20 protein-coding genes and 1 pseudogene are annotated in these 21,564 nt (G+C 58.1%); 5 read left to right on the forward strand and 16 right to left on the reverse strand.

The window, feature by feature from the left end; translation table 11 throughout:
• Positions 1–84: 84 nt before the first annotated feature.
• Positions 85–438, forward strand: a complete 354-nt coding sequence (locus G5S37_RS25930) for a hypothetical protein (RefSeq protein WP_165208080.1) — start codon at positions 85–87, stop codon at positions 436–438.
• A gap of 213 nt (positions 439–651) precedes the next feature.
• Here G5S37_RS25930 and G5S37_RS25935 read toward each other — a convergent pair whose 3' ends face one another.
• The 3 genes from G5S37_RS25935 to G5S37_RS25945 all read right to left on the reverse strand — a co-directional run bounded on the left by G5S37_RS25935 (position 652) and on the right by G5S37_RS25945 (position 2,647).
• On the reverse strand, positions 652–879 hold the full coding sequence (locus G5S37_RS25935; protein ID WP_165208082.1) for an addiction module protein: 228 nt from the start codon (positions 877–879) through the stop codon (positions 652–654).
• A gap of 204 nt (positions 880–1,083) precedes the next feature.
• On the reverse strand, positions 1,084–1,368 hold the full coding sequence (locus G5S37_RS25940; protein ID WP_165208084.1) for a hypothetical protein: 285 nt from the start codon (positions 1,366–1,368) through the stop codon (positions 1,084–1,086).
• A 496-nt stretch (positions 1,369–1,864) separates the two neighbouring features.
• Positions 1,865–2,647, reverse strand: coding sequence for an SDR family NAD(P)-dependent oxidoreductase (locus G5S37_RS25945; protein WP_165208086.1), 783 nt, complete (start codon positions 2,645–2,647; stop codon positions 1,865–1,867).
• Positions 2,648–2,818: 171 nt separating this feature from the next.
• On the opposite strand from G5S37_RS25945, the gene G5S37_RS25950 reads away from it, so the two are divergent.
• Together G5S37_RS25950 and G5S37_RS25955 are read left to right on the forward strand one after the other, a co-directional pair.
• Positions 2,819–5,338, forward strand: a complete 2,520-nt coding sequence (locus G5S37_RS25950; RefSeq protein ID WP_165208088.1) for an ATP-binding protein — start codon at positions 2,819–2,821, stop codon at positions 5,336–5,338.
• A 3-nt stretch (positions 5,339–5,341) separates the two neighbouring features.
• Positions 5,342–6,190, forward strand: coding sequence for a DUF3883 domain-containing protein (locus G5S37_RS25955; protein WP_165208090.1), 849 nt, complete (start codon positions 5,342–5,344; stop codon positions 6,188–6,190).
• Between the two features lie 77 nt (positions 6,191–6,267).
• Here G5S37_RS25955 and nuoF read toward each other — a convergent pair whose 3' ends face one another.
• Positions 6,268–7,671, reverse strand: a complete 1,404-nt coding sequence (nuoF, locus tag G5S37_RS25960) for an NADH-quinone oxidoreductase subunit NuoF (RefSeq protein ID WP_165208092.1) — start codon at positions 7,669–7,671, stop codon at positions 6,268–6,270.
• Positions 7,672–8,046: 375 nt separating this feature from the next.
• Complete coding sequence (locus tag G5S37_RS25965; RefSeq protein WP_165208094.1) at positions 8,047–10,110, reverse strand: hypothetical protein; 2,064 nt, start codon at positions 10,108–10,110, stop codon at positions 8,047–8,049.
• A 56-nt stretch (positions 10,111–10,166) separates the two neighbouring features.
• On the opposite strand from G5S37_RS25965, the gene G5S37_RS25970 reads away from it, so the two are divergent.
• Positions 10,167–10,967: a hypothetical protein gene (locus tag G5S37_RS25970; protein ID WP_165208096.1), complete on the forward strand. Its 801-nt coding sequence runs from the start codon at positions 10,167–10,169 to the stop codon at positions 10,965–10,967.
• A gap of 219 nt (positions 10,968–11,186) precedes the next feature.
• On the opposite strand, the gene G5S37_RS25975 is transcribed toward G5S37_RS25970, so the two are convergent.
• The 6 genes and pseudogenes from G5S37_RS25975 to G5S37_RS26000 form a co-directional block, all read right to left on the reverse strand.
• A complete protein-coding gene (locus G5S37_RS25975) occupies positions 11,187–12,296 on the reverse strand; it encodes a PilT/PilU family type 4a pilus ATPase (RefSeq protein ID WP_165208098.1) in 1,110 nt (369 codons plus the stop codon).
• A gap of 35 nt (positions 12,297–12,331) precedes the next feature.
• Positions 12,332–13,387, reverse strand: coding sequence for an ATPase, T2SS/T4P/T4SS family (locus G5S37_RS25980; RefSeq protein WP_165208100.1), 1,056 nt, complete (start codon positions 13,385–13,387; stop codon positions 12,332–12,334).
• Positions 13,388–13,577: 190 nt separating this feature from the next.
• On the reverse strand, positions 13,578–14,072 hold the full coding sequence (locus G5S37_RS25985; protein WP_165208102.1) for a DUF2314 domain-containing protein: 495 nt from the start codon (positions 14,070–14,072) through the stop codon (positions 13,578–13,580).
• 16 nt (positions 14,073–14,088) lie between these two features.
• Positions 14,089–14,502, reverse strand: a complete 414-nt coding sequence (locus tag G5S37_RS25990; protein WP_165208104.1) for a hypothetical protein — start codon at positions 14,500–14,502, stop codon at positions 14,089–14,091.
• Positions 14,503–14,941: 439 nt separating this feature from the next.
• Complete coding sequence (locus tag G5S37_RS25995) at positions 14,942–15,217, reverse strand: hypothetical protein (RefSeq protein WP_165208106.1); 276 nt, start codon at positions 15,215–15,217, stop codon at positions 14,942–14,944.
• 105 nt (positions 15,218–15,322) lie between these two features.
• Positions 15,323–15,640 (reverse strand): annotated as a pseudogene (locus G5S37_RS26000) (MazG-like protein); the annotation flags it as partial.
• Between the two features lie 88 nt (positions 15,641–15,728).
• On the opposite strand from G5S37_RS26000, the gene G5S37_RS32610 reads away from it, so the two are divergent.
• Positions 15,729–16,010 (forward strand): hypothetical protein, encoded by a 282-nt coding sequence (locus G5S37_RS32610; protein ID WP_240914717.1) that lies wholly within the window; start codon positions 15,729–15,731, stop codon positions 16,008–16,010.
• A gap of 200 nt (positions 16,011–16,210) precedes the next feature.
• Here G5S37_RS32610 and G5S37_RS26010 read toward each other — a convergent pair whose 3' ends face one another.
• The 5 genes from G5S37_RS26010 to G5S37_RS26030 all read right to left on the reverse strand — a co-directional run bounded on the left by G5S37_RS26010 (position 16,211) and on the right by G5S37_RS26030 (position 21,564).
• On the reverse strand, positions 16,211–16,600 hold the full coding sequence (locus G5S37_RS26010; RefSeq protein ID WP_165208109.1) for a hypothetical protein: 390 nt from the start codon (positions 16,598–16,600) through the stop codon (positions 16,211–16,213).
• A gap of 751 nt (positions 16,601–17,351) precedes the next feature.
• Positions 17,352–17,561: a hypothetical protein gene (locus G5S37_RS26015; RefSeq protein WP_165208111.1), complete on the reverse strand. Its 210-nt coding sequence runs from the start codon at positions 17,559–17,561 to the stop codon at positions 17,352–17,354.
• Between the two features lie 105 nt (positions 17,562–17,666).
• The gene (locus G5S37_RS26020; RefSeq protein WP_165208113.1) at positions 17,667–18,914 is read right to left on the reverse strand and encodes a polysaccharide pyruvyl transferase family protein; all 1,248 of its coding nucleotides are present in this window, start codon (positions 18,912–18,914) and stop codon (positions 17,667–17,669) included.
• A gap of 360 nt (positions 18,915–19,274) precedes the next feature.
• Positions 19,275–20,633 (reverse strand): Gfo/Idh/MocA family oxidoreductase, encoded by a 1,359-nt coding sequence (locus G5S37_RS26025; RefSeq protein WP_165208115.1) that lies wholly within the window; start codon positions 20,631–20,633, stop codon positions 19,275–19,277.
• Between the two features lie 76 nt (positions 20,634–20,709).
• On the reverse strand, positions 20,710–21,564 hold the full coding sequence (locus G5S37_RS26030) for a sugar phosphate isomerase/epimerase family protein (RefSeq protein ID WP_165208117.1): 855 nt from the start codon (positions 21,562–21,564) through the stop codon (positions 20,710–20,712).

Genomic DNA, 21,564 nt, shown 5'->3' on the forward strand with positions numbered 1-21,564 from the left:
CTCCGAGCGCCTCAGTGACGTCACGAATTCCTGGAATCCTTCTTCGCTTGCTGACGACTCACGCTCGCCTTCAGGTGGCCCTTCATGCGCGTCTTCACTCCTGCCGTTTTCAGTTTGACCTGCGTGATTCGCGCTTTGGTTGCCACTTTCTTGGCCCTGGCAGCACCCCTCGTCGTAGATTTTATTTTCATCGTCGGTGTGGGTTGGCGGTTAGCAGTTGGCGTTAACGAACCATTGGCACATGGCGTGCCGATCTGGAGTGTACTCTTCTTTGGGTATGCATGGCCATCACAAAGTCGCCGTCATGAAGGGAATGGCCGCAAAAGAACGCAAAGAACACAAAAGTTTTTGCCGGTGGAGAAGCTCTTCAACAACGCGCGGTGGCAAGCCTCCAGCAGTGCACATGTGCGTCAGTTAAGGAAACCGTATTTTGGATAAACAGCGAGATGGGGCACTGCGCATCCACTCTACGCACCAGGTCGCTTTGCGTCGTGGAGTGCGGTGGCAAAGGCCTCCCTTGAGGCCGCGACACCGCTTTGAACGAAGGAACCTCGTCCCCAAGTCCCAGAGAAGTTCCGTGGAATCCAGCATCCGAAGCTTCCCAGTGGGACAGCTTGTCGACGTCCTTCAGACCGAGCACGGCACCCACCCTCAGCACGATTCGCATTCGAGCACTCGCGCTTTGATCGCCGCCCACGTGGTGGATGAGTCAGGATGGTTTTTGAAATGCTCCATCCTTCGCTCCAATTCGCTGACGATGGTGTCGGAGACGGGAAGATCGGAAGGGTGTGCTTCCAATTGGTTCCAAAGCTCCGATGCAAGCTGCAGCTTTTCCAAAGCTGACAAACGCTCCACTTCCGGAAACCGTTCGAGGATCATGCGTGGAAGATGACCCCAATGCCGCATTCCGCAACCCGGATCGAATCATCAGGAGCAACCCGGTCCGAAGTCCCTCGCGCTGAAGAAAAATCGGTGGAGGGCTCTTGCATGGCGGCACCTCATCCCCACCCCAAAAGCAAAGAACGGCAACGCGATGCCCGCGCTGCCGTCCTCGGTCGGCCCGACTCTGCACCTACTGCTTGCTTAGGCGCGGTAGCTTTTCTGGAAAGTGGTGTAGGACCCGTCGCTGAAGTAGTTCGCATACGTCACCACCGTCACATGGTAGATGTACTTGTGGCCGCAGTGGTCGTAGGCATAGCGGCACTGCGTGGTGCGGCAAATCTCCTTGGTGCACACATAGGTCGGCGTGCAGTAGAAGGAATGATTGTGGTTGTGTTTCTCGAATTTGAATCCGTGGTCGTGGGCGCTCGCAGTGGGGGCAAGGGTAAATCCGGTGATCGCGAGGGCTACTATAGCAAGGGTTTTCATGGCACTGGTTTGAGTTGGAGTTTGGAGAGATTCAAAAGTGACTCTCATCCGTTCTCTGATTGCATGTAGGCCCGCTCGCGTTTGTATCAAAAAATCTTCGGGAGCATTCACAGGCCGTATGCAAATCACAGATCCGGAGCCCCCGGAATGCGCTCAGCACAAGCTCCAAGGAACGTCGAAGGGATTGGCCGCAAAAAGACGCAAAAGGCACAAGAAGAGGCGCCAGCCAATGTGGTCCCGTACGCGGGACTGCCCTCAGCGTGAATCAAAACCCAGTCGCGAAGCGCCAAATATTCAGAGGACACCATCCGCCCTCAGACGTTGCATCAGGACACATCACACCATACAGGCTTCGATCCACCTCAAAGGGAAGCACAGGCGCTGCGCGCAAAAATAGAATGATTCACGCTGAGGGCAGCGTGAGCCACCTTGGCTGGCGCCTCCTCTCTGGCACCCTCAGGCTATCAACTATCAACCCTAAACCATCAACTCCCTCTCACAGCGCTCTCGCATACGCCCCACCATCCACCAACAACGCCTCACCGGTGATGTAGCTTCCTGCTTCACTCGCGAGCAGCAGGGCCGGACCAGCGAGTTCCCTCGGCTGCCCCCAGCGTTGCAGGGCCGTGCGGGTGGCGAAGGCATCCTTCTCCTTGTCATTCAAAAGGCTCATCGGCAGATCGGTGAGGAAAGGTCCGGGGCAGAGGCAGTTCACGGTGATGTTGTACGTGCCCAGGTCCAGTGCGCTCGCTTTGGCCATGCCGATGAGGCCCGCCTTGCAGGCGGAATAGACATTGCGCTTCTCCTTCGAGCCCACGCCCAATACGGAGGACACATGGATGATGCGACCCCACTGGCGCGACTTCATCCCCGGCACCAGCGCCCGCGTGAGCGCCATGCAACTCGTGAGGTCCAGTTCCACAATACGGTCCCAGGCTTCATCCGTGATTTCATCGATGGCCTGCGGCTGGTTGCTGCCCGCGTTGTTCACCAGGATGTCCACCTTGCCCAGGCGCTTCTCCGCCTCGGCCGCCAGATTCTTCACCTGCGCGCGGTCCACCATGTCCGCCACCATCCACTCTACCTTCACCGAAAGCCCCTCACCAATCTCCGCCGCCGCCTTCTTCAACTCCTCCTCACTCCGGCTGGAGATGAACACATCCGCCCCCGCCTCCGCAAACCCCCGCGCCATCGCCTTGCCCAGTCCCTTGCTGCCGCCCGTCACCAATGCCGACTTGCCCGTGAGATCGAAGAGAGGATGGATATGTGCCTGTGCCATGGCGGGATTGTAGCGTGGGGGTGGAGGGGGATGCAAGTAGCCTAATCGAACATGAATGCACTCACATCGACCAAGGACGTCTTCGCGTTTTACACTTGCCTTCCCGAATTCAGTTAAATACGTTCATTTAGTCCAAGGAAAAAATATCACTCTAGCGACGACTCAACGTATATGAATGCGGATCCCATTGATGCTCGCGCGGCCAAGCTTGCTGAAATTATAGAATGGTACACAGCGCACTCGGCCTCTGTGGTCAGCGAGTCTGACACCAGGCTCAAGATGATTGACCGAATCCTTCGCGAGGCACTTGGGTGGGAAATTGAGAATACGCAAACTGAGGAAGACGCAGGCGAAGGACGACTGGACTATCGCTATACCGTGGGCTGCGGCACGAGGGCAGTAGTGGAAGCCAAACGCACTACAGTAAACTTTGAAATACCATCTCATCGTTCTGGTCAAGCTTTCTTACTCAATGGCCCAGTTTTTGGAGTGAATGCACGCTACGCCATTAAGCAAGTAGTGACGTACTGTGCATTCAAAAGCGCCGAACTGGCATGCTGCACCAATGGCAATCAATGGATCATTTTTCGCGGAAATCGCCTTGGAGACGGCCGCGACGTACTCGAAGGAAAAGGATATATTTTCGCAAGCCTTCCCGATGTGCAAGGTGCGTTTAGCCTCTTTCATGACCTTTTGTCTCGGGAGTCGTTGACGTCCCTCCGCTTTCGAGGAGTTCTACAACAAGCCGAAGGCGTAAAGCTTCGTAATATCGGCTTCGCCCGCTCGATCCGCACCCAGGACACGAGAAGACTATTGCCCCGTGATGCTTTTGCCATCGACTTCGAGATGGTCATGTCCTCATTCTTTCAGCGCTTAAAAGGAGAGACCGACGCTGACATGATTGGGGCCTGCTTTGTGGTTTCCGATGAATCTGAACGAGCTGAATCACGCATTACCCGAATCGCAGATGACCTCGTTCACAAAGTGCGTGAACTCAATACAGATACGGGTCGTGAGTTGGCAAACTTAATCAGCCAAGTACAGCAACTTCACAAAAACCGATTCGTCCTACTTGTAGGCACCAAAGGCGCCGGGAAATCAACGTTTATTGACCGCTTCTTTGCACATGTTTTGCCGAAGAACATCCTGGACGGGCTTGTTCTAATTCGCGCCGACCTCCTACATTGCGACGGCAACATAGCCCATCTCCATAATTGGCTCAACTCGACCCTGCTCTCAGCATGCGAAAACTCTGTTTACGGCACAGAGGGCCCCGATTGGAATGAGACGATAGGAGCAATGTTCTGGAAGGAGTACAAGAGGTGGAAGACCACGACGAAGAAGGTTCTTTATGAACAAAATAAGCCGAAGTTTGACATCCAATTTGGAGACTATGTTGAGGAGTGCCGAAAGCTTGACCCTCATGACTACATAAAGCGCCTACTCGGGAATGTCGTTAGAAGCAGAAAAAAGGTGCCTTGCCTCATTCTCGACAATACCGATCACCACAGCATCGAGTTCCAAGAGGCAGTTTTTCAGTACGCCAGATCGCTATATGAGGCAGAACTATGCATGGTCATCATGCCCATTACTGATCGGACAAGCTGGCAGCTTTCTAAACAAGGCGTTTTGCAATCATTCGAGAGCGAGGTTCTTCATCTTCCCGTTCCAGAAGCATATAGAGTAGTAGAACGACGCATCCACTATCTTTCGGAGAAGATATCCGAAGCCAAATCCAAACAAAATGCCAGCTACTTCATTGGCCGAAACATCAGACTCGACGTCAATGACATCGAGAAATTCGCTCATGCACTAAACCGTATCTTCGTCGAATCCCAGGCCACTTCAGAATGGATCGGCGCCCTCGTAAACTATGATGTTCGGCGTCTACTTGAGCTTGTCAAAAACATAGTCAGCTCACCACATTTGACCATTGATCGATTGTTCGCCGCACACACATTGAACGACGCCGACGTGATCGCACCTTGGCGAATCAAACAGGCGATTATCAAGGGCGGCTATGACATATATCCTTCTGGAGAACATCAGTTTGTTCAAAATTGCTTTCAACTTATTGAGGACCCACCAACTTCACCTCTGCTCTGCCTACGAATTCTTCAATTCTTGCGCGATGTTCCTCCCGCTAATGAAGGGGAAGTTGCGGCATTCGTCCCAATCTCGGAAGTCTATGAGTATTTCGCAGCTATGGGATTTGAGAGCCGCTCAATAACCCAATCAATCGAACGCATGCTGGCTGCAGGGCTGGTTCTTAACTACGATCCATCTGTTTCCACTGTAGAAAAACTAACAAAGATCGAAATCTCTCCATCTGGGCGAATACACTTACTATGGGGAACAACAGACGAAGACTATATTAAAACCATGGCTCAGGTGACTGCCATTCGTGACGAAAACACATTTCAATTGATTTATGGATACGCGAGAAACATGGCCCAAAACTGGGCTAACGTCCTAGTTTCCTTCGTTGATTATTTGCAGGCCGAGGATCGCAATTGGTGTAATATACCAACGCACAAACATTATTCAGGGCAGGGAAAACTTCTGAATCGCCTCAATCGAGTTGCTGAAGACGCCAAACGTACTGCAGACGCTAGAGGCGGCTTTACACGATTCAGTAGCAAGTATACGGAACCTCGGAATCACGGTAGTCCAGCCACAAAGAGCGAGTGAAGTATGGAAGGAGATTGGAATGCTCAAGAGGTAGAAGCCGCTGTGGCCGACTACTTTGAAATGCTCGCGAAAGAGCTACGATCCGAGCCATTTAACAAAGCCGAGCATAATCGCAATCTTCGAAAGGTAATTGCACGGAGGACCGCTGGTTCAATTGAAAGAAAGCATCAGAACATAAGCGCCGTCTTGATATTGCTCGGTTTTCCGTACATCAAGGGATACAAGCCATTCAAAAATTTTCAACACTTGCTCGGCAGCGTAGTGGAAGCCCGATTGAATCAGGCAGTACATCTCAAAGAGCTCGCCAGTTCAGTGGTCACACAGACTACGCCCCCCATTCCTCCAATTGGAGACTTTAGTGACTTATGCGTGTCGCCACCAGTTCGCGACGAATTGCAGTCGAGGATTTATGAAACTCGTCAATTTATGCCTCAAGGTACCCACCTGAACTACTTAGAGCTTGAGGCATCAAATCGTTCGCTTGGAGCAGCTGGTGAAGAGTTTGTGATTCAACTTGAACATCGTCGTCTCTGGATCGCCGGAAAGCACAGCCTAGCCGAAAGAATCGAGCATGTTTCAAAGACGAAGGGTGACGGCTTGGGGTACGATATTCTCTCCTTTGAGGAGTCTGGAAAAGAGCGACTTATCGAAGTAAAAACGACTAGTTTCGGCCAAATGACACCCTTTTTCCTCTCTCGAAACGAACTGCTCGCATCCAAAGCTCTCTCGGATCTTTACCAGCTTTACAGAGTCTTTTCATTTCGGAAGGATCCGAGACTCTACACACTGCGAGGTTCACTTCAGGACTGTTGTGAACTCGAGCCGGTAAACTACTCGGCATTCCCACAGTAAAGGGCGGTCGCTTCGTATCTTGAAGCGAGTTCATTGAGCCAGTAGTTAGAGTCGGACCACTCTTAACCCTAGCATTTTTACACCTCCAACCCCGCAGCCGCCAAGACGGTCTCGGGATTGACCACCTTGCCTTCCAGCTCTTCGCGGGTGCCGGACTTGAGTTCGTCGCGGAACTTCTTCACGAAGCTTTGGGTGGGCCAGGAGCAGGCTTCGCCGAAGGCGCAGATGGTCTTGCCTTCGATGTTGTTGGCGACGCGCTCGAGTTCATCCACGTCCGAGGGGCTGGCGGTGCCGGCCACGATGCGGTCGCTGATTTTCTTCATCCACAGGGAACCCTCGCGGCAGGGGGTGCACTGGCCGCAGGATTCGTGGGCGTAGAAGGCGTTCAGGTTGTTGATGACCCAGGACATGGAGCGGGAGTCATCCATGATGATGACACCGCCGGAGCCGGCCATGGAGCCGCAAGCGGCCATGGTGTCGAAGTCCATGGGGATGTCCATGATGGTGAGCTCGCGGCCGTCCTTGAGCTTGAACTTCTCATCGGCGCGCAACACCTTCGCGGAGGAGCCGCCGGGGATGATGGCCTTGAGCTTGCGTCCGGGCTTGAGGCCGCCGCAGAGGTCATTGATGACCTCGCCCATGGTGACCTTGCCCACCTGCACTTCGAAGTAGCCGGGCTTCTGCACGTCGCCGCTCACGCAGAGGATGCGGGTGCCGGTGTTGTTCGGCGTGCCGAGCTTGGCGTACTCTTCGCCGCCCATCTCGATGATGTGCTTCACGTGGCAGAGGGACTCCACGTTGTTCACAATCGTGGGGCACATGTAGAGGCCGAGGGCCGCGGGGAAATAGGGCGGCTTGATGCGCGGGTAGGGGCGCTTGCCTTCGAGGGACTCGATGAGGCCGGTCTCCTCCCCGCAGATGTACGCGCCCGCGCCGCGGTGCACGTAGATCTCAAGGTCGTAACCCTTGCCGAGAATGTTCTTGCCCAGGAAGCCCTTGGCGCGCGCTTCATCGAGCGCCTTCTCCAAGATGATGGCGGCTTCCGGGAACTCTTCGCGGATGTAGATGTAGGCGAGGCTCGCCTTCACCGCGAAGCAGGAGATCACCATGCCCTCCACGAGCTGGTGGGGGTCCTGGTGCATGATGTAGCGGTCCTTGAAGGTGCCGGGCTCGGACTCGTCCGCGTTGCAGATGAGGTAGACGGGCTTGGTATTCGTGGGCGGGATGAAGCCCCACTTCACGCCGGTGGGGAAACCCGCGCCGCCACGACCGCGCAGGCCGGCCTTCTTCACGTCGTCAATGATGGCCTGGCGTTCCATGCCCATGGCCTTCTTGAGCTGCTCGTACCCGCCATGCTTCATGTAGCACTCGATGGACGGATCATAGCCCTCGCGGTCCACATTCTTGAAGATGAGGCGGTGCTCACGGGCGTGAGGCTGCTTGCCCTGCTTGTATTGGATCTTGGTCGCGGCGGAGGCCATGAGGCGGGAAGATGCTACCGGGGTGGCGGGGGGCAAGGGCGATTTGTGAAAAATTTCACAAGCGGGAATGGGGCGCGTTTGCGGTGGGTGAGCAGTGACTGAGCGATTGTTGAGCGGTGGTTTGGGAGAAGCTGCTGGTGGGGCGGACCGTGGCAGGCGGGATGGGGAGAGGTGGGATGTCAGGGGTTCGGGAACGAGGCGTTCCCGTTCCTTGGGCCTTTGCGGTGCGCCGGAGGATGGCGGGGTCAGAGGTAGGTAACGCGCCTGAGGGGGGGCAGGAGTGCCCCCGATCCTTGGGAATGTGACCTCTGGGTGCTTTTCCTCAAACTACTGCTCAACCATCGCCAACTACCGCTCAGCCACCGCAAACGACAGCTATTTCGGCACAAACAGCAGCTTCCCGGTCGCCGGATCACGTTTGTACTCCACGTCCACGGCTTTGCCTCCGCGGCCTTCAGGAAGCAGCTTGCCTTCGGTATTGAATTCATACCGGCGGCCGTTGGCGCGACGCATCCAACCGATGGGGCTGCCGTCCTTGGCGTACAGGTAGATGTCCCGCCAGTTCTTGGGGCTGGTGAGGCGCTGGTCCACGAAGGCGGGGGCGACGGAGCGCTCGAGGAACTCCGGCAACACGGCCTGGCTGAGCACGGTGAGGTGGAACTGCTTCAAGTGGTGCTTGTCCCCCGCGGTGAGGCGCTCTTCATCGGCAATCAGCTCCACCCGGCCGGTGTCTTCCTGGCCGAGCAGCACGCCCCAGTCGAGCAGGCGCTTCCGCGCGGCCGCGATGTCCTGCACGGCGGAGGATTTCGAGGATTTGCGGGCCAGGCCCATGAGTTCCTCCTGCAGCACCACAAACATGTCCGGGGCACTGGAAAGCGTGTCAATGGCGGTGCGCATGGCCTCCACCAGTGAATACTTCCCGCCAATCTCGGGTGCCTCGAGCCGCTTCCGGAGGCCTTCCTTCAGCTTGGCTTCGACGGCATCTGCCTCTGCCTTCCTGGCCGGGTTTGCAGCGAGGGTGCGCCACTTCTCCTGCTGTGGAGCGAACTCGTCTGCGATGGCCTGCAGGCGCACCATGGCCTCCTCGGAGAGCCCCTTGGCCAGCAGGCGCATGGGCAGACTCTTCCGCTCCGTATCCGTGCGACGCGCCAGGGCCAGCCAGCGCAGATCCGTGGACGGCGGAATGCCGGGGTCGGGATTGCCATTTTCGTAGCAGATCTCCTGCAGCCTCCCCTTTTCATCCAGGAAGCGCATCTCGTTCGGCAGCATGTAAAAGCTGATGATGGCCGGCGCGGACCACGCGCTGCCGTTCCCGGCGAAGACACCGATATCCACCCGGTGTGTCTGGATGCCGGAAGCGGCGCGCATCTCCGGGTGCCACTCCACGCTTATATTCGCCTCCGAGGAATCCGGCGAGGTGGGGGTGATCTTTACCTTCCCCGGGTCCCCCTGAAGCAGCACCCACTTGAGCTTGATCGGCGACTTTTTGAGCGTGCCTGACTTGCGCGCACTGACGGTCATTTCGTAGGCCTTTGATGAGCGTCGGAAAATGCGGGCGATGCTGCAGGGGGTAGTGCCCACTACTTCGCTCGTGATGGAGGGCGTTTCGAAGTAGTCCCGGCCCGACACCGCGGCGCTCTCACTCACCACATCCAGGAGCACCACCGGGGGGATGGAGGCATCCTTCATCTGGTGGGCGAGTTCGATGAACTTCAGCTCGTCAATTTGCGTGCCATCGAACACGGGTGGATGGGCCTTGCCCGAGAAGTAGTCCTCGTCATTCTGCACCATCTTGTTGCTGCGGCGGAAGATGCTCTGCAGCGCCGGCATGAGGGCGCGGCTTTTGATCAGTGTGGCCTGCGTGTCCGGAGGCAGGGCGCCGGCGGCGGCGAGGAAGGCACGCACGAAGGGCTGGTCTGTGTACGAGGAGCCCTGAGAAATCACGAGCAAGGGGAGGTTCGCCGTGTAGAGGTCCCCCCATCCTCCCAGCCCATTCCACCCGGGGTCGTAGTCCTGATGCTCGGGATAGACGAAGAGGTTGTTGCTCAGGTACTGGGTGGTCAGAAACAGGAAACCCTGCGGCTGAATCGTGTACAGGCGAGGCAGGCTCCCACCCCGCTCCGCGGGCGCTGACATGGAGCAGTTTCCGATGAGCGGGGACTGCCGGATCATATTGGCGGGGCCGATGTGGACCTTGGACGCCGCCTCCGAATCGGAGGGAGTATAGGCCTTTAACTGGGGCCACTCGGCCGTATTGATACGGGAATGGTCGCCGTCCCTGTTCTCATACCCGATGGCGGAGAGCCCGGCGGCCGTGCCTGCCTTGAACCATCCATTCAACCGTTGCCCCACTTCGTCGGTGCGCGTGGTGACCTGCCCGGGCGCACGTGTCGTGATCGCCGCCAGTACCAGCCAGAAGCCGGTGACGAGAAGGCGCATATATAGAGAAGAGGATCCCGGCATCACGATATGTAGATACTACGGTCTCATTAGGCTTGTGGACCAGCTTTGCACGCAAGTTCCGGCGCGATTTGCACGGGTGGGATTTTGACAAAGTATTTACGTGGAAAATCCTTGCGAAAGGCAAGAAAAAAGCCTATGCCAATACCATGAAGACAGTCTTCTGGTTGTTGCTCGCAGCGCTCCTGATTTTGGCTTGGCAGAACCCTGACAAGGTACGGTCCTATACTGGCGTGGCCTCGAAATGGATCGGCGAGCAATCCCGCTGGGTTGCTGACAAATGGGACCCCGTTGATAAAGCAGAAGGCGAAGGCAACGAATCAGGGGGAGCAGGAACCTCGTCCACGAACGATGTGGTTCTCCAAGAGCTTCCAGAAGGCATGTTTGTCCTGCTTCAGGACGTCATGATTTCCACCAAAACAGATACGGTAAGATGGCGCGCCGGCACCTCCGTTCGCAAGCTGGGCGAAGGGGCGGGCAAGATCCTGGTGAGCGACGGGGTGAATCAAACGACGGTGGATCAATCCATCCTCACACGGGACCTTCAGCAACGAAAGGCCCTGTATAGAAGGCTGCAAGAGGTCACGGCTGGACAGGCAAAGCAACAGGCTCTGGAGCTGGAGAGGGAACTGGCTGCCGTGGAGTCAAAGATACTCTCGCTGCAGAACGAAAAGCGCCAGCTCGCGATTCAACTGAAGGAGAATAACGGCAGACAACGCCCAATGACGACCGAACAGGATTTCCTGGACCTTGCCATCAAGACCCAGGAACAGCGCCGGCTGGAAATCTACAAGCAACTGGGGCGCTCCACGCCGCAGATGCTGATCGCGCGCTAACATAGCCTAGTTTCTCGCCTGCTGCCTGCAGGCATCCTCGAGCTGATCTCCTACAACGCAGAAGACCCGCACCAACAGGTGGCGGGTCTTCTGCGTTCTACCGGTCAATGGGCGTGCGAGGCTCGTTCGCCGCGTGAGATGTGAATCGGCGGAGCGACGACTGTGCCCCTCTGAAGCAGAACACAGCTCGTCACACCACCAACTATCCGGGCTACTCTACTAGCCCAGCAATTTGCCAAACCAGCCCTTCTTCTTCTCTTTCAGAGCCAGCTGGTACTGCTGCTGGAAGTAGCCGACATCGCTGCAGTGCGAGGCGGCATCCGGGAAGGTGATGCGGTCGTCCAGCACCAGTTCGAGGAGGCTGTCGTCAATGGTGTGCATGCCATCGGCAGAGCCAATCTGGATGAGGCCCATGAGCTGGGAGAGGCGGCGCTCACGGATGCAGTTCGCGATGGCGTTGTTCACCACCATGATTTCAGAAGCCATCACGAGTCCCGGCTTGTCATGCCGCGGCAGGAGGAACTGACACACCACACCACGCAGGGCGGCGGCAAGTTGGGCTGCCACGAAACGCTGGCGCTCCTCCGGGAACGCATCCAGCACACGTGTGATGGCGGCGCCCGTATCCGTGGTGTGCAGCGTGGCGATGACGAGGTGACCGGTGCTCGCTGCGGTGATGGCGATGCGAATGGTCTCCTCATCGCGCATTTCCCCCAGGAGGATGACATCCGGATCCTGGCGAAGTGAACTGCGGAGTGCCGCTGCGAAGCTGTGGGTGTCCATGCCCACCTCACGCTGATGGATGAGGCTGTAGCCCTGCTGGAACACGAACTCCACCGGGTCCTCAATGGACACGATATTCGCGCAGCGCTGCCGGGCGATGGTCTGCGTCATGCTGGCGAGGGTGTGGCTCTTGCCGGAGCCGCTCGATCCGGTCACGAGGATGAGGCCCGCCTTTTCCTGGCACCAGCGCTCCACCGTGGGTGAGTGCCCCAGCGTGGTCAGGTCCGGCACTTCATCGGGAATGAAACGGAAGCTCGCTTCCACTGCCCCCAGGGCATAGCGCGCATTGGCTCTCAGGCGCCCGGCGGACTCCACCTCCATGCTGAAATCCAGCTCCCACTCCTGCTCCAGCCGCACCCGCTGGGAATCACGCAGCACCCCATAGATGAGCTCGCGGGTGTCTTCGCCGGTCAGGATTTCATCCGTCAGCGGCTGCAACGTACCGAAGACGCGCATGGAAGGCTGCGCGCGCGCGGTGATGTGCAAATCCGAGGCGCCGTGCTGGCGCGCCATGAGAAGGTAATCAACCAGGTCGTGTTGTGGCATGGGTGGAGGGGAAGGGGGTGCTGCTACTTCTGCTACTACTGGACGCCGCGCATGGCGCGCTTGAATTCAGCTTCGTTGCTGGTGGCCTGGGCGGCCACGCTTTCGTCGATTTTGCCAGCGCGGCACGCTTCCACCGCGGACTTGAGGAAGGACATGGAATTGGGATCCGTGCCCTTGGTCATGTGCTCTTTGATCTGGGAGGACTCGCGCTTGCGGATCCATTCGCGCACAGCGCCGGCATTTTCCAGGTGCTCCTCCAGCAGGTGCAGGCCGCCGGTTTTGTTGGGCACGAGCCGCTGGCACATCACTCCCAGCAGCTGGTCCGCCAGGAGGTGTACGCCTTGGTTGAGCTTGTCCTCCGGGAAGAGGTGGGTGAAGCGCTCCATGGTATCCGACACACGCTCGGAGTGCATGGTGGCCAGCACCAGGTGACCCGTCTCCGCGGCCTGCAGAGCGATGAGGGCCGTTTCATAGTCGCGGATTTCACCCACGAAGATGACGTCAGGCGCCTGGCGCAGGGCGCTGCGCAGGCCATGCGCGAAGTTCGTGGTGTCCCGGCCCACCTCTCGCTGGGTGAAGTGACACTGCTGGTTTTCAAAAATGTACTCGACCGGATCCTCGATGGTCACGATGTGCCGGGCCAGGTTGAGATTCATCCATTGCAGCAGCGCGGCGATGGTGGTGCTCTTTCCCGTGCCTGTGGGACCGGTGATGAGGATGAGGCCAAACGACTTCCGCGCCCAGCGGGTGAGCAGGTTGACGGGCAATCCCAACGCAGGGAGCGGAGGGATATCCGTCTTGATGCGCCGGAGCACGGCCGCCAGCCGGCCCATGGTGCGATGAAGGTTCACCCTGAAGCGCACGTGCGTGTGCGAGATGAGGCCCGTGTCGCGGTCCATGTCGCTGTCCACCTTCCCCCCGCACGCCTGCCAGAGGCCGGTCATGTGCTGGAGGGTGACGGGCTCCTCGCCCAGAAGCATGATCTGCTCATTGATCTTCAACCGCGGCACCTCGTCCTCCTGCAAAAAGAGGTCACTGGCGCCGTGCGCCTCCGCGGCTTCCAAGATGGTATCGAGTGAAATGGATGACATGCGCGGGAATGGATACCACGGAGCGGCGCTCGAACGCAATGGGGAATGCGTGGTGACGATGCTTCCGCATAAATATTTGCGCGTGGGGAGAAGCATCTCCTGTCACGCGTGCCAGCGGCCCCTCAGCGAAGTCCAAGGATGGCCAGGCCACGCGCTACCCCCGCCGGTACCCCTCCAAGTGGCGATACCTTCACGATGGGTCAGCCATCATCTCCTTCAGCCGCGCCACTTCTTCAGCCGGCATCTCTTTGAACAGGGGCTTGAGCGTACGATTGCCCACCATCTTGCCCTCTCGGAAGTACAACCAATCCGCGATGTCCACCTCGGGAATCTCGATCCGGTCGCCGAGCTTCACGTTTGTCACTCCGTTCGGCGTGTTGTTGATGGTGCCCATCGTCTTGCCACCACCCCGCTCAAGGTCAATCAGCCAGAAGTACTCGACTATGTCCCCGTCGGTGATCTTCACCTTCATCGCGAAGTCGCTCTCGCCACGCTCGCGCTTGTCAAAGACCTTCCAGAATTCCGGAAGAGTCCGCCTCGCCTCGGCGATGGCGGCTGCCATGTCAGGATCGCCGCTCTGAACGCTGACCACCTTGTCCTTGTCCTTATCCTGCTTCGAGCAACCGGTGACAAGCGTCAGCAGAACGGTGACGACCACGATCGTGGTTTGTAGTGCACGACTCATGGGAAGCTTGAAGCACTCACTTGTAGAGGATGTCTGGGCGCCCCTTCGTGGGATAGCGAATGGCAAAACCAACAGCGTGAAAATCGGGTGTCCAGATATGAACCTCGCTTCCGTCCGTCAGGAGGTACCGAAGCGTGCCGCCTGCTCTGGAGGGCCCGCCGGTACCCTTGGTCTTGGAGTAGATGAGTTGCGGACTGAATGCATCCGGCAGCCCGAAAGCATCGAGCACATCCTGAATTCCCGGCGGACGGGGTGGACCACGAAAGAGCTCATGCACGGCATCCGATGTCCGGTTGGAGCGGCCCGACTTCGTCGCCAGCTGTGCAGGAAGCTGCGCGCTCCATGCCCACTTGTCCTGCCCCGCCGCAGAAACGGAGTCTCCCCCGACGGTGAATGCCAGAAATACGAAGGTGAGAATTATCCGGTTCATGGGTATGCGGATGGTGCGCGAGGCCGTTTGCGGTGGCGGCATGCAATTCGACATTGGCAGACTTCGATTCGTTGCGCGAATCTACATTCTGTCACTATAAAACGCGAGGGCGATCAGGAAAGTGCGGAATCGATTCAGGACGGGCGCGGCTGCCTTTCTGCTATTCCCAAAGCCCCAGGAAAACTTTCGCTCCCAAGGCCACGCAGAGCAGAATCCCCGTGCCAATAACCGCCACCCACTTCCAAAAGCGCAGTGTCTCCAAATCCCACTCCGAAGGGCCAACCCGGGAGTTCTCAATGGACCCCTTCCAAAGTTCATAGGGGCTCTTGAGAAGGTCTGCCAATACTGACAGGAGGGTGTCCATGTGACTGGGGGGGAAAGTGCCATGAGAGGGACCGGTGTCAATTCGGCAGGCCGGACCATCAACCATCTCAACAAGTCAGCCTTGCTCTGTGTCATGAGATCGCCGCGACCAACCATAGCGAGCGACGCGAAGAACACCGAGGATGGCGAATACACCCGCGGGCAAGATCCAGAACATGCCGCCGGATGTGACGTTAGCTCCGTCTGGTGTGATAAAGCTGGTATCCACTTGGGATAACTCGTGACGCCACCGCCAGAAGCGGTCATGGAAGGCATACGCGAAAAAGCCGGCGATGCCGAAGTGGATGACCGCGAATATCAGGTGGCGTGATTTTCTTTTTTCTGGATTCATGCTATTCGAGCGCCCCGGCGCCAGCGAGTCGCACCTTCAACTGAGACTTTTTCTGGCGCGCGCCTTCGCCTTGGTCCGTGGCGGAGTTGTTGGAAGCGATCCCTTCAATTGCTGCTCCGTCGTCGTCAGAAATGCTTCCAGCGCACTTTCGGCGTCAATTTCCATCCGCTCAGCGAGCACCATCAGCCACCAGATACACTCACCGAGCTTGTGCTCCAGTTCATGAGTTGCTTCCTTTTCTACAGGCCAGCGCCCTTGCTGTGCCATCGTCAGCCGGCCCACCAGTCCAGCGTCTGTCAGGAAGGCCAGAGCATCCTCTTCAACCGTCCATTTGCTGCCATGGTGCTTCAACTCCAGTTGGTGATAGGACTCCCTGATCTTTCGCGCCCTTGTCACCGCTTTGCTAAAATCAATATTCTTCATGAGGCAGTGCTTTCTTTTGGCCGCTTCGCCAAGGTTTCAGTGAATGGCTCTACACGTCGCTACGGAGTCGGCCATAAAGCGCGGTGTCATGACGTTTCCCATCTTCACTGCGCCAGGTTTGGCGAAGCTGACCTTCGAGGACAAAGCCGTTGCATTCAAGCGCGCGTCTCATGGCATGATTGTCGACGCGTGTGCTTGCCTCAATGCGGTGAAGCAAGGGATACTCGGCAAAGAGCCACTCGGCCAGCCAGCCAATGGCGGCACGGCCAATGCCCCGACCTCGGCACGCATCGGCGATCCGAAGATCGAACGCAACGCTGCCGACATCGGCATCTTCCAGATCGAATGCCCGGACTATGCCGGCGGGTGAATCGTTCTCGTGAATCCAGAAGGTGCGCACCTCGCCGGGAGGACCAAGTCTGACTTTGCGCGCCTCGTCCAAGGTCAGCCTGGTCCGTGCATGAAATGGCCAGGTGTTCCGTGACAGGAAGCCTGCCGTAGCGTTCGCCTCCTGTTCGGGATCGATCTCCCGGAATTCAAGTTGTGGGGACTGCCACATGGCTGGGCTGTTCAATGCATGAATCCCCGGCAAAGCGGCGAATAGAGCGCCACTATCGCCACTGCGACGACGATGGTACTGACTGCAAGGAGCTGCATCTGAATCTGTTGACGCGGACTGATGAAAGCAAGCGGCGCTAACAGCCCAGAGACCGAACCAATCATGAGAGCAAGCTCCAGCAGAGCATGCCTGCTATTGGTGGGCTCCAAAAATTTCCCAATGCTGATGAGCGCGATCAACGCCAGTGGAAGACTGAGCAGAAAAAGCAGCCCGGACAGGAAGCGGAGAGCAATTTGAGCTGCGATGAGCTTTGTCAGATCTGCGTTATCCATGGTGAAGAGCCACTCGTTCAGGCGCAATGTCGCGCCACACGCCCCCTCGACGGTTTCCCCAATGCTCATTGCTCTATGTCTTGGGGAAGACGGAATCTCTCCCGCACAATCTCAAGCGTGGAGCGGATGGCCAACTGAGAATATATGAATCCACCAATACCACCTCCAATCCCTGCACCCCAATGGCCCAGGGAAGACAAGTCGCCAACGATTGAACCGACCGCAGCGCAAGCCCCGCATATCAAGAGGCCCAGCCATGACTTGCGTTTGCGAAGGCCTTCCTCGCTGCACGCTTGCCAAATGCGTTTCCGCTGAGCCTCCGGGAACACGGACAGCTCAGGTGGTGAAGGCGTGGTCCAGTAGACTTTCATCGAGCAGGTAGACAACGCGGATGTTAAACCCTCCCCCGCCTTTTGTCACCTCCCTTTACCCCAACTCGCCCAGCGCCTTCTTCAGCGACGCGAATTCCATGTCCTGCTTCTGCAACTTCGATTTACCCGGGAGCTTGGACAAATTGACGAATGTCGGACTCATTTCCTCCGCGCTCCGAAACTGGGATCACGTCGATTGTGTCGGATGACTGTGACGCGAACATGAGACTCAAACACTCTGAATAAAACGTGATAGGGAAATCTTTTCAGATTCGCCCGACGGCGACCACTCGCATCAAAATGATGCCTCTCTGGAAATTCGCGCACATGCTCCAGAACCTCTTTTAATTCCGCCCAAAATTCGTCCCCAAGCGTGCGGGATATCCCGTCGTAGTAAGCGAGAATTCCCCGCGCTTCAGAAGGCACTTTGGGATGGTAATAAACCTCCCTCATCGGCGGTCAATTTCTGCAAGGAACTCCGCATGTGACAACGGCTTCACCTTTCCAGAATCCATTTCGATATCACGCCGGTTTGCCTCCTCATCATCAGCCCCGATCGGGGCCGACGGCATCCCAGCAAGAAGGTGGGCAATCAATCCTTCTCGCTCCTCCAAAGTCAGATGGTCAGCGGCCTCTTGAATTTCAAGGAGAGTGGACATGACTAAACAATGCTCGACGCCAAGATGCTTTCAACTTGATTCGAATGCATGCCGACCGGCCCTTGAGAATGGCGCCCGGCGTTCTCCTGCGCGACGCTTCACCCGTCACCCCAACTCCCCCAGAGCCTTCTTCAGGGACGCGAATTCCATGTCCTGCTTCTGCAGCACAATTTCGCGTGCCTTCTGCGCCTTTGCCTTCGCGGCAGCAGGGTCCTTCGCGATGGCCAGCACGGTGGCGGCGATGCGGGCGACTTCGTCTTCGTTGTCCATGGTGAAGAGCCACTCGTTCAGGCCGATGTCGCGCCACATGAAGCCCTTATTGGTCTGCTCGTCCCAACGGCACACGACGGCGGGGATACCGCTGGCGATGCACATGATGGGGCTGTGCATTTCATTGCCGAAGAGGCCGGCGCTGCGCACGAAGGTGCTGAGGGCTTCATCGGTGAGCCAGTACTTGTCACGCCACACGACCTTCTTCTTCACGTCCTCGGGAAGGGGATCGTAGAGCATCTCCTTGCCCAGCGTGATCTGGGTTTGGTCTTCACAGGTGATGAGCACCTTCATGTCCGTCTCACGCGTGATGGCGATGATGGCGGCACGGTGCGGCGCGTGGTCGTGCTCCTTCTTCTCCTGGTTGCGCTTGTCCTTCACTTCATCATACGGGCGGCCCTTCTTCACGGTCCACTGAGGTGTCCAGCGATAGCGGGGAATGCAGCAGAGGAATTTTCCCTCCTCCAGGTTATGCTCCTTCATGAAGGCGAGTGCGGCTTCGTCATTGCGCAGCTTCACCACGCCAAATGCGGTATCGGGTCCGAAGGCGGCGCCGGGCACGTTGCAGCCCTGCTGTTTGGCTTTCTCGAAGGAAACGCCGTCGCGGAAGTACACGAACTTCGCCTTGTTCAGCGTCTCGATGAGCGCGGGATCATCCGAGGTCAGGGAGATGCCCATGACACCAAAGGGCTTGCCGGTTTCCTTCACCCAACGCGCCACGTCCTTCCACGCGACGAAACCCGAGCCGGAACCGTGCAGCATGAAGTCGCACTTCTGGATGGCTTCCTTGATGGCGTCCTGCCCTTCCAGCACCTTCACCTTGGGGAAGTGCTTGGCGAAGAGCGCGTCCGCGCCGTTCTCCATGTTGCTCGTCCAGAAGTCGACATCGGCATCGATGCCGTACTTCTCAAAGAGCTCCATCATGCCCAGGTAGTGGGCGATGTCGCCGATGTTGATGCTCTGCCAGCCATTTCGCAGGAGGATGCGCGGCTTCCGCTGGCCCTGGGCCACAGCGGGAATGGAGGCGAGCGTGCTGGCCAGTGCAGCGAAGGCGGAGGATTCGAGGAAGTGGCGGCGGTTCATGGGAGAGAGAGGGACAAGTGTGTCTGGTTGGTATGAGTCGCGGTGAGGCCGGTTTCAGACAGGAAAAATGCGTCAGCCAGGAGGTTAGGCGTCCTCGCCTGACAGTGGATGTTAGACCTCCGGTCTGACCAGCAACGCATCAACAAGCCAATACTGTCGGGCTGGAAAGCCCAACATCCGCTGTCAGGCGAGGACGCCTAACCTCCTAACAAAGCAAAGCCCCGGCTCACCTTGCGGCGGGCCGGGGCTGTTTGTGGGTTGTGTTCTGGTTTGGAGTGAGGGGCGGTGCGAAACGCCCCACAGTGTTCTCTTCGCGCCAGAGCGCGTTTTGGATTTGTCGATCCCGTGCCTAGCCTGACCTTAGATTACCTTGGTCACGCCGGGGATGGCGATGGGGTAGAAGCCGTCCTTGTCCGGAGCGGTGGGCGGCACGGTTTCCCAGGTGACCTTGTTCGGCATGAGCTGGATCTGCGAAGCGAGGGCATCCTTGTAGAGCACTTCCTTGCCGGAGTAGGTCGCATAGCGGCCGAGAAGGGCGGTCATGGTGCTGTCTGCCACACGATGGGCGTCATTCTTCGGCTTGCCGTTGAGAATCGCGTCCTGCAGCTCGTTGTGCTCGACCTGATACGGATCGGGGTCCTTGCGATCCGCGCCGGTCGGACGGTAGCGCCAGAGGGAGTTGCCCTTGTAGTCGACCGCGTAGCACTTGCCGCCGTTGTCGAGATACAGGATGCCCTTGGTGCCGGTGAGCTCTTCACGCACGGGGTTGATGCAACCCTTCTGGTGACGGCACTGGCTGTTGATGCGCACGCCGTTGGCGTAGGTGTACTCTACGTAGTGGTGGTCGTAGATTTCGCCGAACTCCTTGCCGGTGCGGACCTGACGGCCGCCCATGCCCTGGGCGCTCACCGGCGTGGAGCCGATGAACCAGTTGGCCACGTCGATGTTGTGGATGTGCTGCTCGTTGATGTGGTCACCGCAGAGCCAGTTGAAGTAGTACCAGTTGCGAAGCTGATACTGCAGCTCGGTCTGGCCGGCTTCACGCTCCTTCACCCACACGCCGGCGCTGTCCCAGTAGACCTGGCCGCCGACGATCTCGCCGATGATGTTGTTTTCCTTCACCTGCTTCAGCGCTTCGAGGTAGCAGTTCTGATAGCGGCGCTGGAGACCGGCGACGACCTTGAGACCCTTCTCATCGGCGACCTTGGCCATTTCGAGCACCTTGCGCACGCCGGGAGCATCGACCGCGACGGGCTTCTCCATGAACACGTGCTTGCCCGCGTTGATGGCGGCTTCGAAGTGGTAGGGGCGGAATCCGGGAGGGGTGGCGAGGATGACAAGGTCGCACTCCTTGAGCACCTTCTCATAAGCATCGAGACCCACGAACTTGCGGTCTTCGACCTGGAACTGGTCCTTGCTCTTCGCGGCGAGGTTCTTGTAGGCGCTCTCAAGGCGGTCTTCATGCGCGTCGGCCATGGCCCAGAGCTTGAAGTTGTAGTTGCCCGAGCTGAGGGCCTGGCCGGCAGCGCCGGATCCACGGCCGCCGCAGCCGATGAGGCCGATCTTCACCGTGTCACCACCGGTAGTGGCGGCTTGGGCGGAGGAACGGGCGCTGAGGGCAAGTCCGGCTCCGGCGGCAAGGCCGCCGCGCAGGAAGTCGCGACGCGAGGGTGATTTCGGCACGTAAAGGCCGGTATTGGATGGTTCGTGAGTAGTCATGTTTGGAATTAGCGAGGGGGCGGTAGCGATCAAATCAACCGCTCAATGACGTTGATTTGGACCCGGAAATTGCAGCCTATTCCGCCAGCGTGCTCTTGATGAGCGCATAACCTTCCGTGTAAACCTCTTCGGGAGAGGAGAAAAAGTCACGCCACACGCGGGTGGCGGCCGCCAGGTCCGGCAAGGCACCACCGAAGGCCTCGATGGTCAGCCAGCCGTCATAGCCGAGGGATTTCGCCTTGCGAATCGCCTCGCGGCAGGGGGCGTGGCCACGTCCGGGGGTGCCACGGTCGTTCTCGGAAATGTGGATGTGGTTGAGCTTGCCGGTGGAGTAGACGGTCGCGATGCAATCGATGGGCTTCTTCTCTTCGATGTTCGCGTGGAAGGTGTCGTACATCGTGCCGAAGTTCGGGTGGTCGACGCGGCGCACGTAGTTGGCGGCCTGCTCCATGGTATTCAGCAGGTGGGACTCGAAACGGTTGAGCGCTTCAATGGCGCACTTCACGCCAGCGGACTGGGCGATGGGAGAAATGGCGCGGTGCACTTCCGCAGCGTGGTCGAGTTCCGTCTCCGTGGGGAAGCGGCCGGTGAACTGGCCGAGCACCTGGTAGTACGGTCCGCAGAGGGTCTGCACGCCGGCCTGGTGGGCGCACTCGAGGACGCTCTTGAGATGGTCGATGGCGCCCTGGCGATTCTTGGCATCGGGCGAAATGGCGTTGTGCGCTTCATCGGGAAGCACGGTCACGGCGGTGCATTCGAGGCCGTTGTCCTTCAGCGCCTGGCCAATCTTCTTGAAGTGGGAGGGATCGCTGGAGTCGAAAATCGGGATCTCCACGCCGTCATAACCGACAGCCTTGAGTTTCGCGAGGAGAGGAAAGAGGTCCTCAGTTACGTGACCAGTCCAGAGGAGGAGGTTGAAGCCGATTTTCAT

This window comes from Roseimicrobium sp. ORNL1, from assembly GCF_011044495.1.
Taxonomy (GTDB): Bacteria; Verrucomicrobiota; Verrucomicrobiia; order Verrucomicrobiales; family Verrucomicrobiaceae; genus Roseimicrobium.

Excerpts from the sequence above, each read along its gene's own strand:
- G5S37_RS25955 (WP_165208090.1), top strand. The coding sequence starts at position 5,342 with ATGGAAGGAGATTGGAATGCTCAAGAGGTAGAAGCCGCTGTGGCCGAC.
- G5S37_RS26025 (WP_165208115.1), bottom strand. The coding sequence starts at position 20,633 with ATGACTACTCACGAACCATCCAATACCGGCCTTTACGTGCCGAAATCA.
- G5S37_RS25940 (WP_165208084.1), bottom strand. The coding sequence starts at position 1,368 with ATGAAAACCCTTGCTATAGTAGCCCTCGCGATCACCGGATTTACCCTT.
- G5S37_RS26030 (WP_165208117.1), bottom strand. The coding sequence starts at position 21,564 with ATGAAAATCGGCTTCAACCTCCTCCTCTGGACTGGTCACGTAACTGAG.
- G5S37_RS25975 (WP_165208098.1), bottom strand. The coding sequence starts at position 12,296 with ATGCCACAACACGACCTGGTTGATTACCTTCTCATGGCGCGCCAGCAC.
- G5S37_RS25990 (WP_165208104.1), bottom strand. The coding sequence starts at position 14,502 with ATGAACCGGATAATTCTCACCTTCGTATTTCTGGCATTCACCGTCGGG.
- G5S37_RS25985 (WP_165208102.1), bottom strand. The coding sequence starts at position 14,072 with ATGAGTCGTGCACTACAAACCACGATCGTGGTCGTCACCGTTCTGCTG.
- G5S37_RS25980 (WP_165208100.1), bottom strand. The coding sequence starts at position 13,387 with ATGTCATCCATTTCACTCGATACCATCTTGGAAGCCGCGGAGGCGCAC.
- G5S37_RS25930 (WP_165208080.1), top strand. The coding sequence starts at position 85 with ATGCGCGTCTTCACTCCTGCCGTTTTCAGTTTGACCTGCGTGATTCGC.
- G5S37_RS25995 (WP_165208106.1), bottom strand. The coding sequence starts at position 15,217 with ATGAATCCAGAAAAAAGAAAATCACGCCACCTGATATTCGCGGTCATC.
- G5S37_RS25950 (WP_165208088.1), top strand. The coding sequence starts at position 2,819 with ATGAATGCGGATCCCATTGATGCTCGCGCGGCCAAGCTTGCTGAAATT.
- G5S37_RS26020 (WP_165208113.1), bottom strand. The coding sequence starts at position 18,914 with ATGAACCGCCGCCACTTCCTCGAATCCTCCGCCTTCGCTGCACTGGCC.
- G5S37_RS32610 (WP_240914717.1), top strand. The coding sequence starts at position 15,729 with ATGACGTTTCCCATCTTCACTGCGCCAGGTTTGGCGAAGCTGACCTTC.
- G5S37_RS26015 (WP_165208111.1), bottom strand. The coding sequence starts at position 17,561 with ATGTCCACTCTCCTTGAAATTCAAGAGGCCGCTGACCATCTGACTTTG.
- G5S37_RS26010 (WP_165208109.1), bottom strand. The coding sequence starts at position 16,600 with ATGAGCATTGGGGAAACCGTCGAGGGGGCGTGTGGCGCGACATTGCGC.
- G5S37_RS25965 (WP_165208094.1), bottom strand. The coding sequence starts at position 10,110 with ATGCGCCTTCTCGTCACCGGCTTCTGGCTGGTACTGGCGGCGATCACG.
- G5S37_RS25935 (WP_165208082.1), bottom strand. The coding sequence starts at position 879 with ATGATCCTCGAACGGTTTCCGGAAGTGGAGCGTTTGTCAGCTTTGGAA.
- nuoF (WP_165208092.1), bottom strand. The coding sequence starts at position 7,671 with ATGGCCTCCGCCGCGACCAAGATCCAATACAAGCAGGGCAAGCAGCCT.
- G5S37_RS25945 (WP_165208086.1), bottom strand. The coding sequence starts at position 2,647 with ATGGCACAGGCACATATCCATCCTCTCTTCGATCTCACGGGCAAGTCG.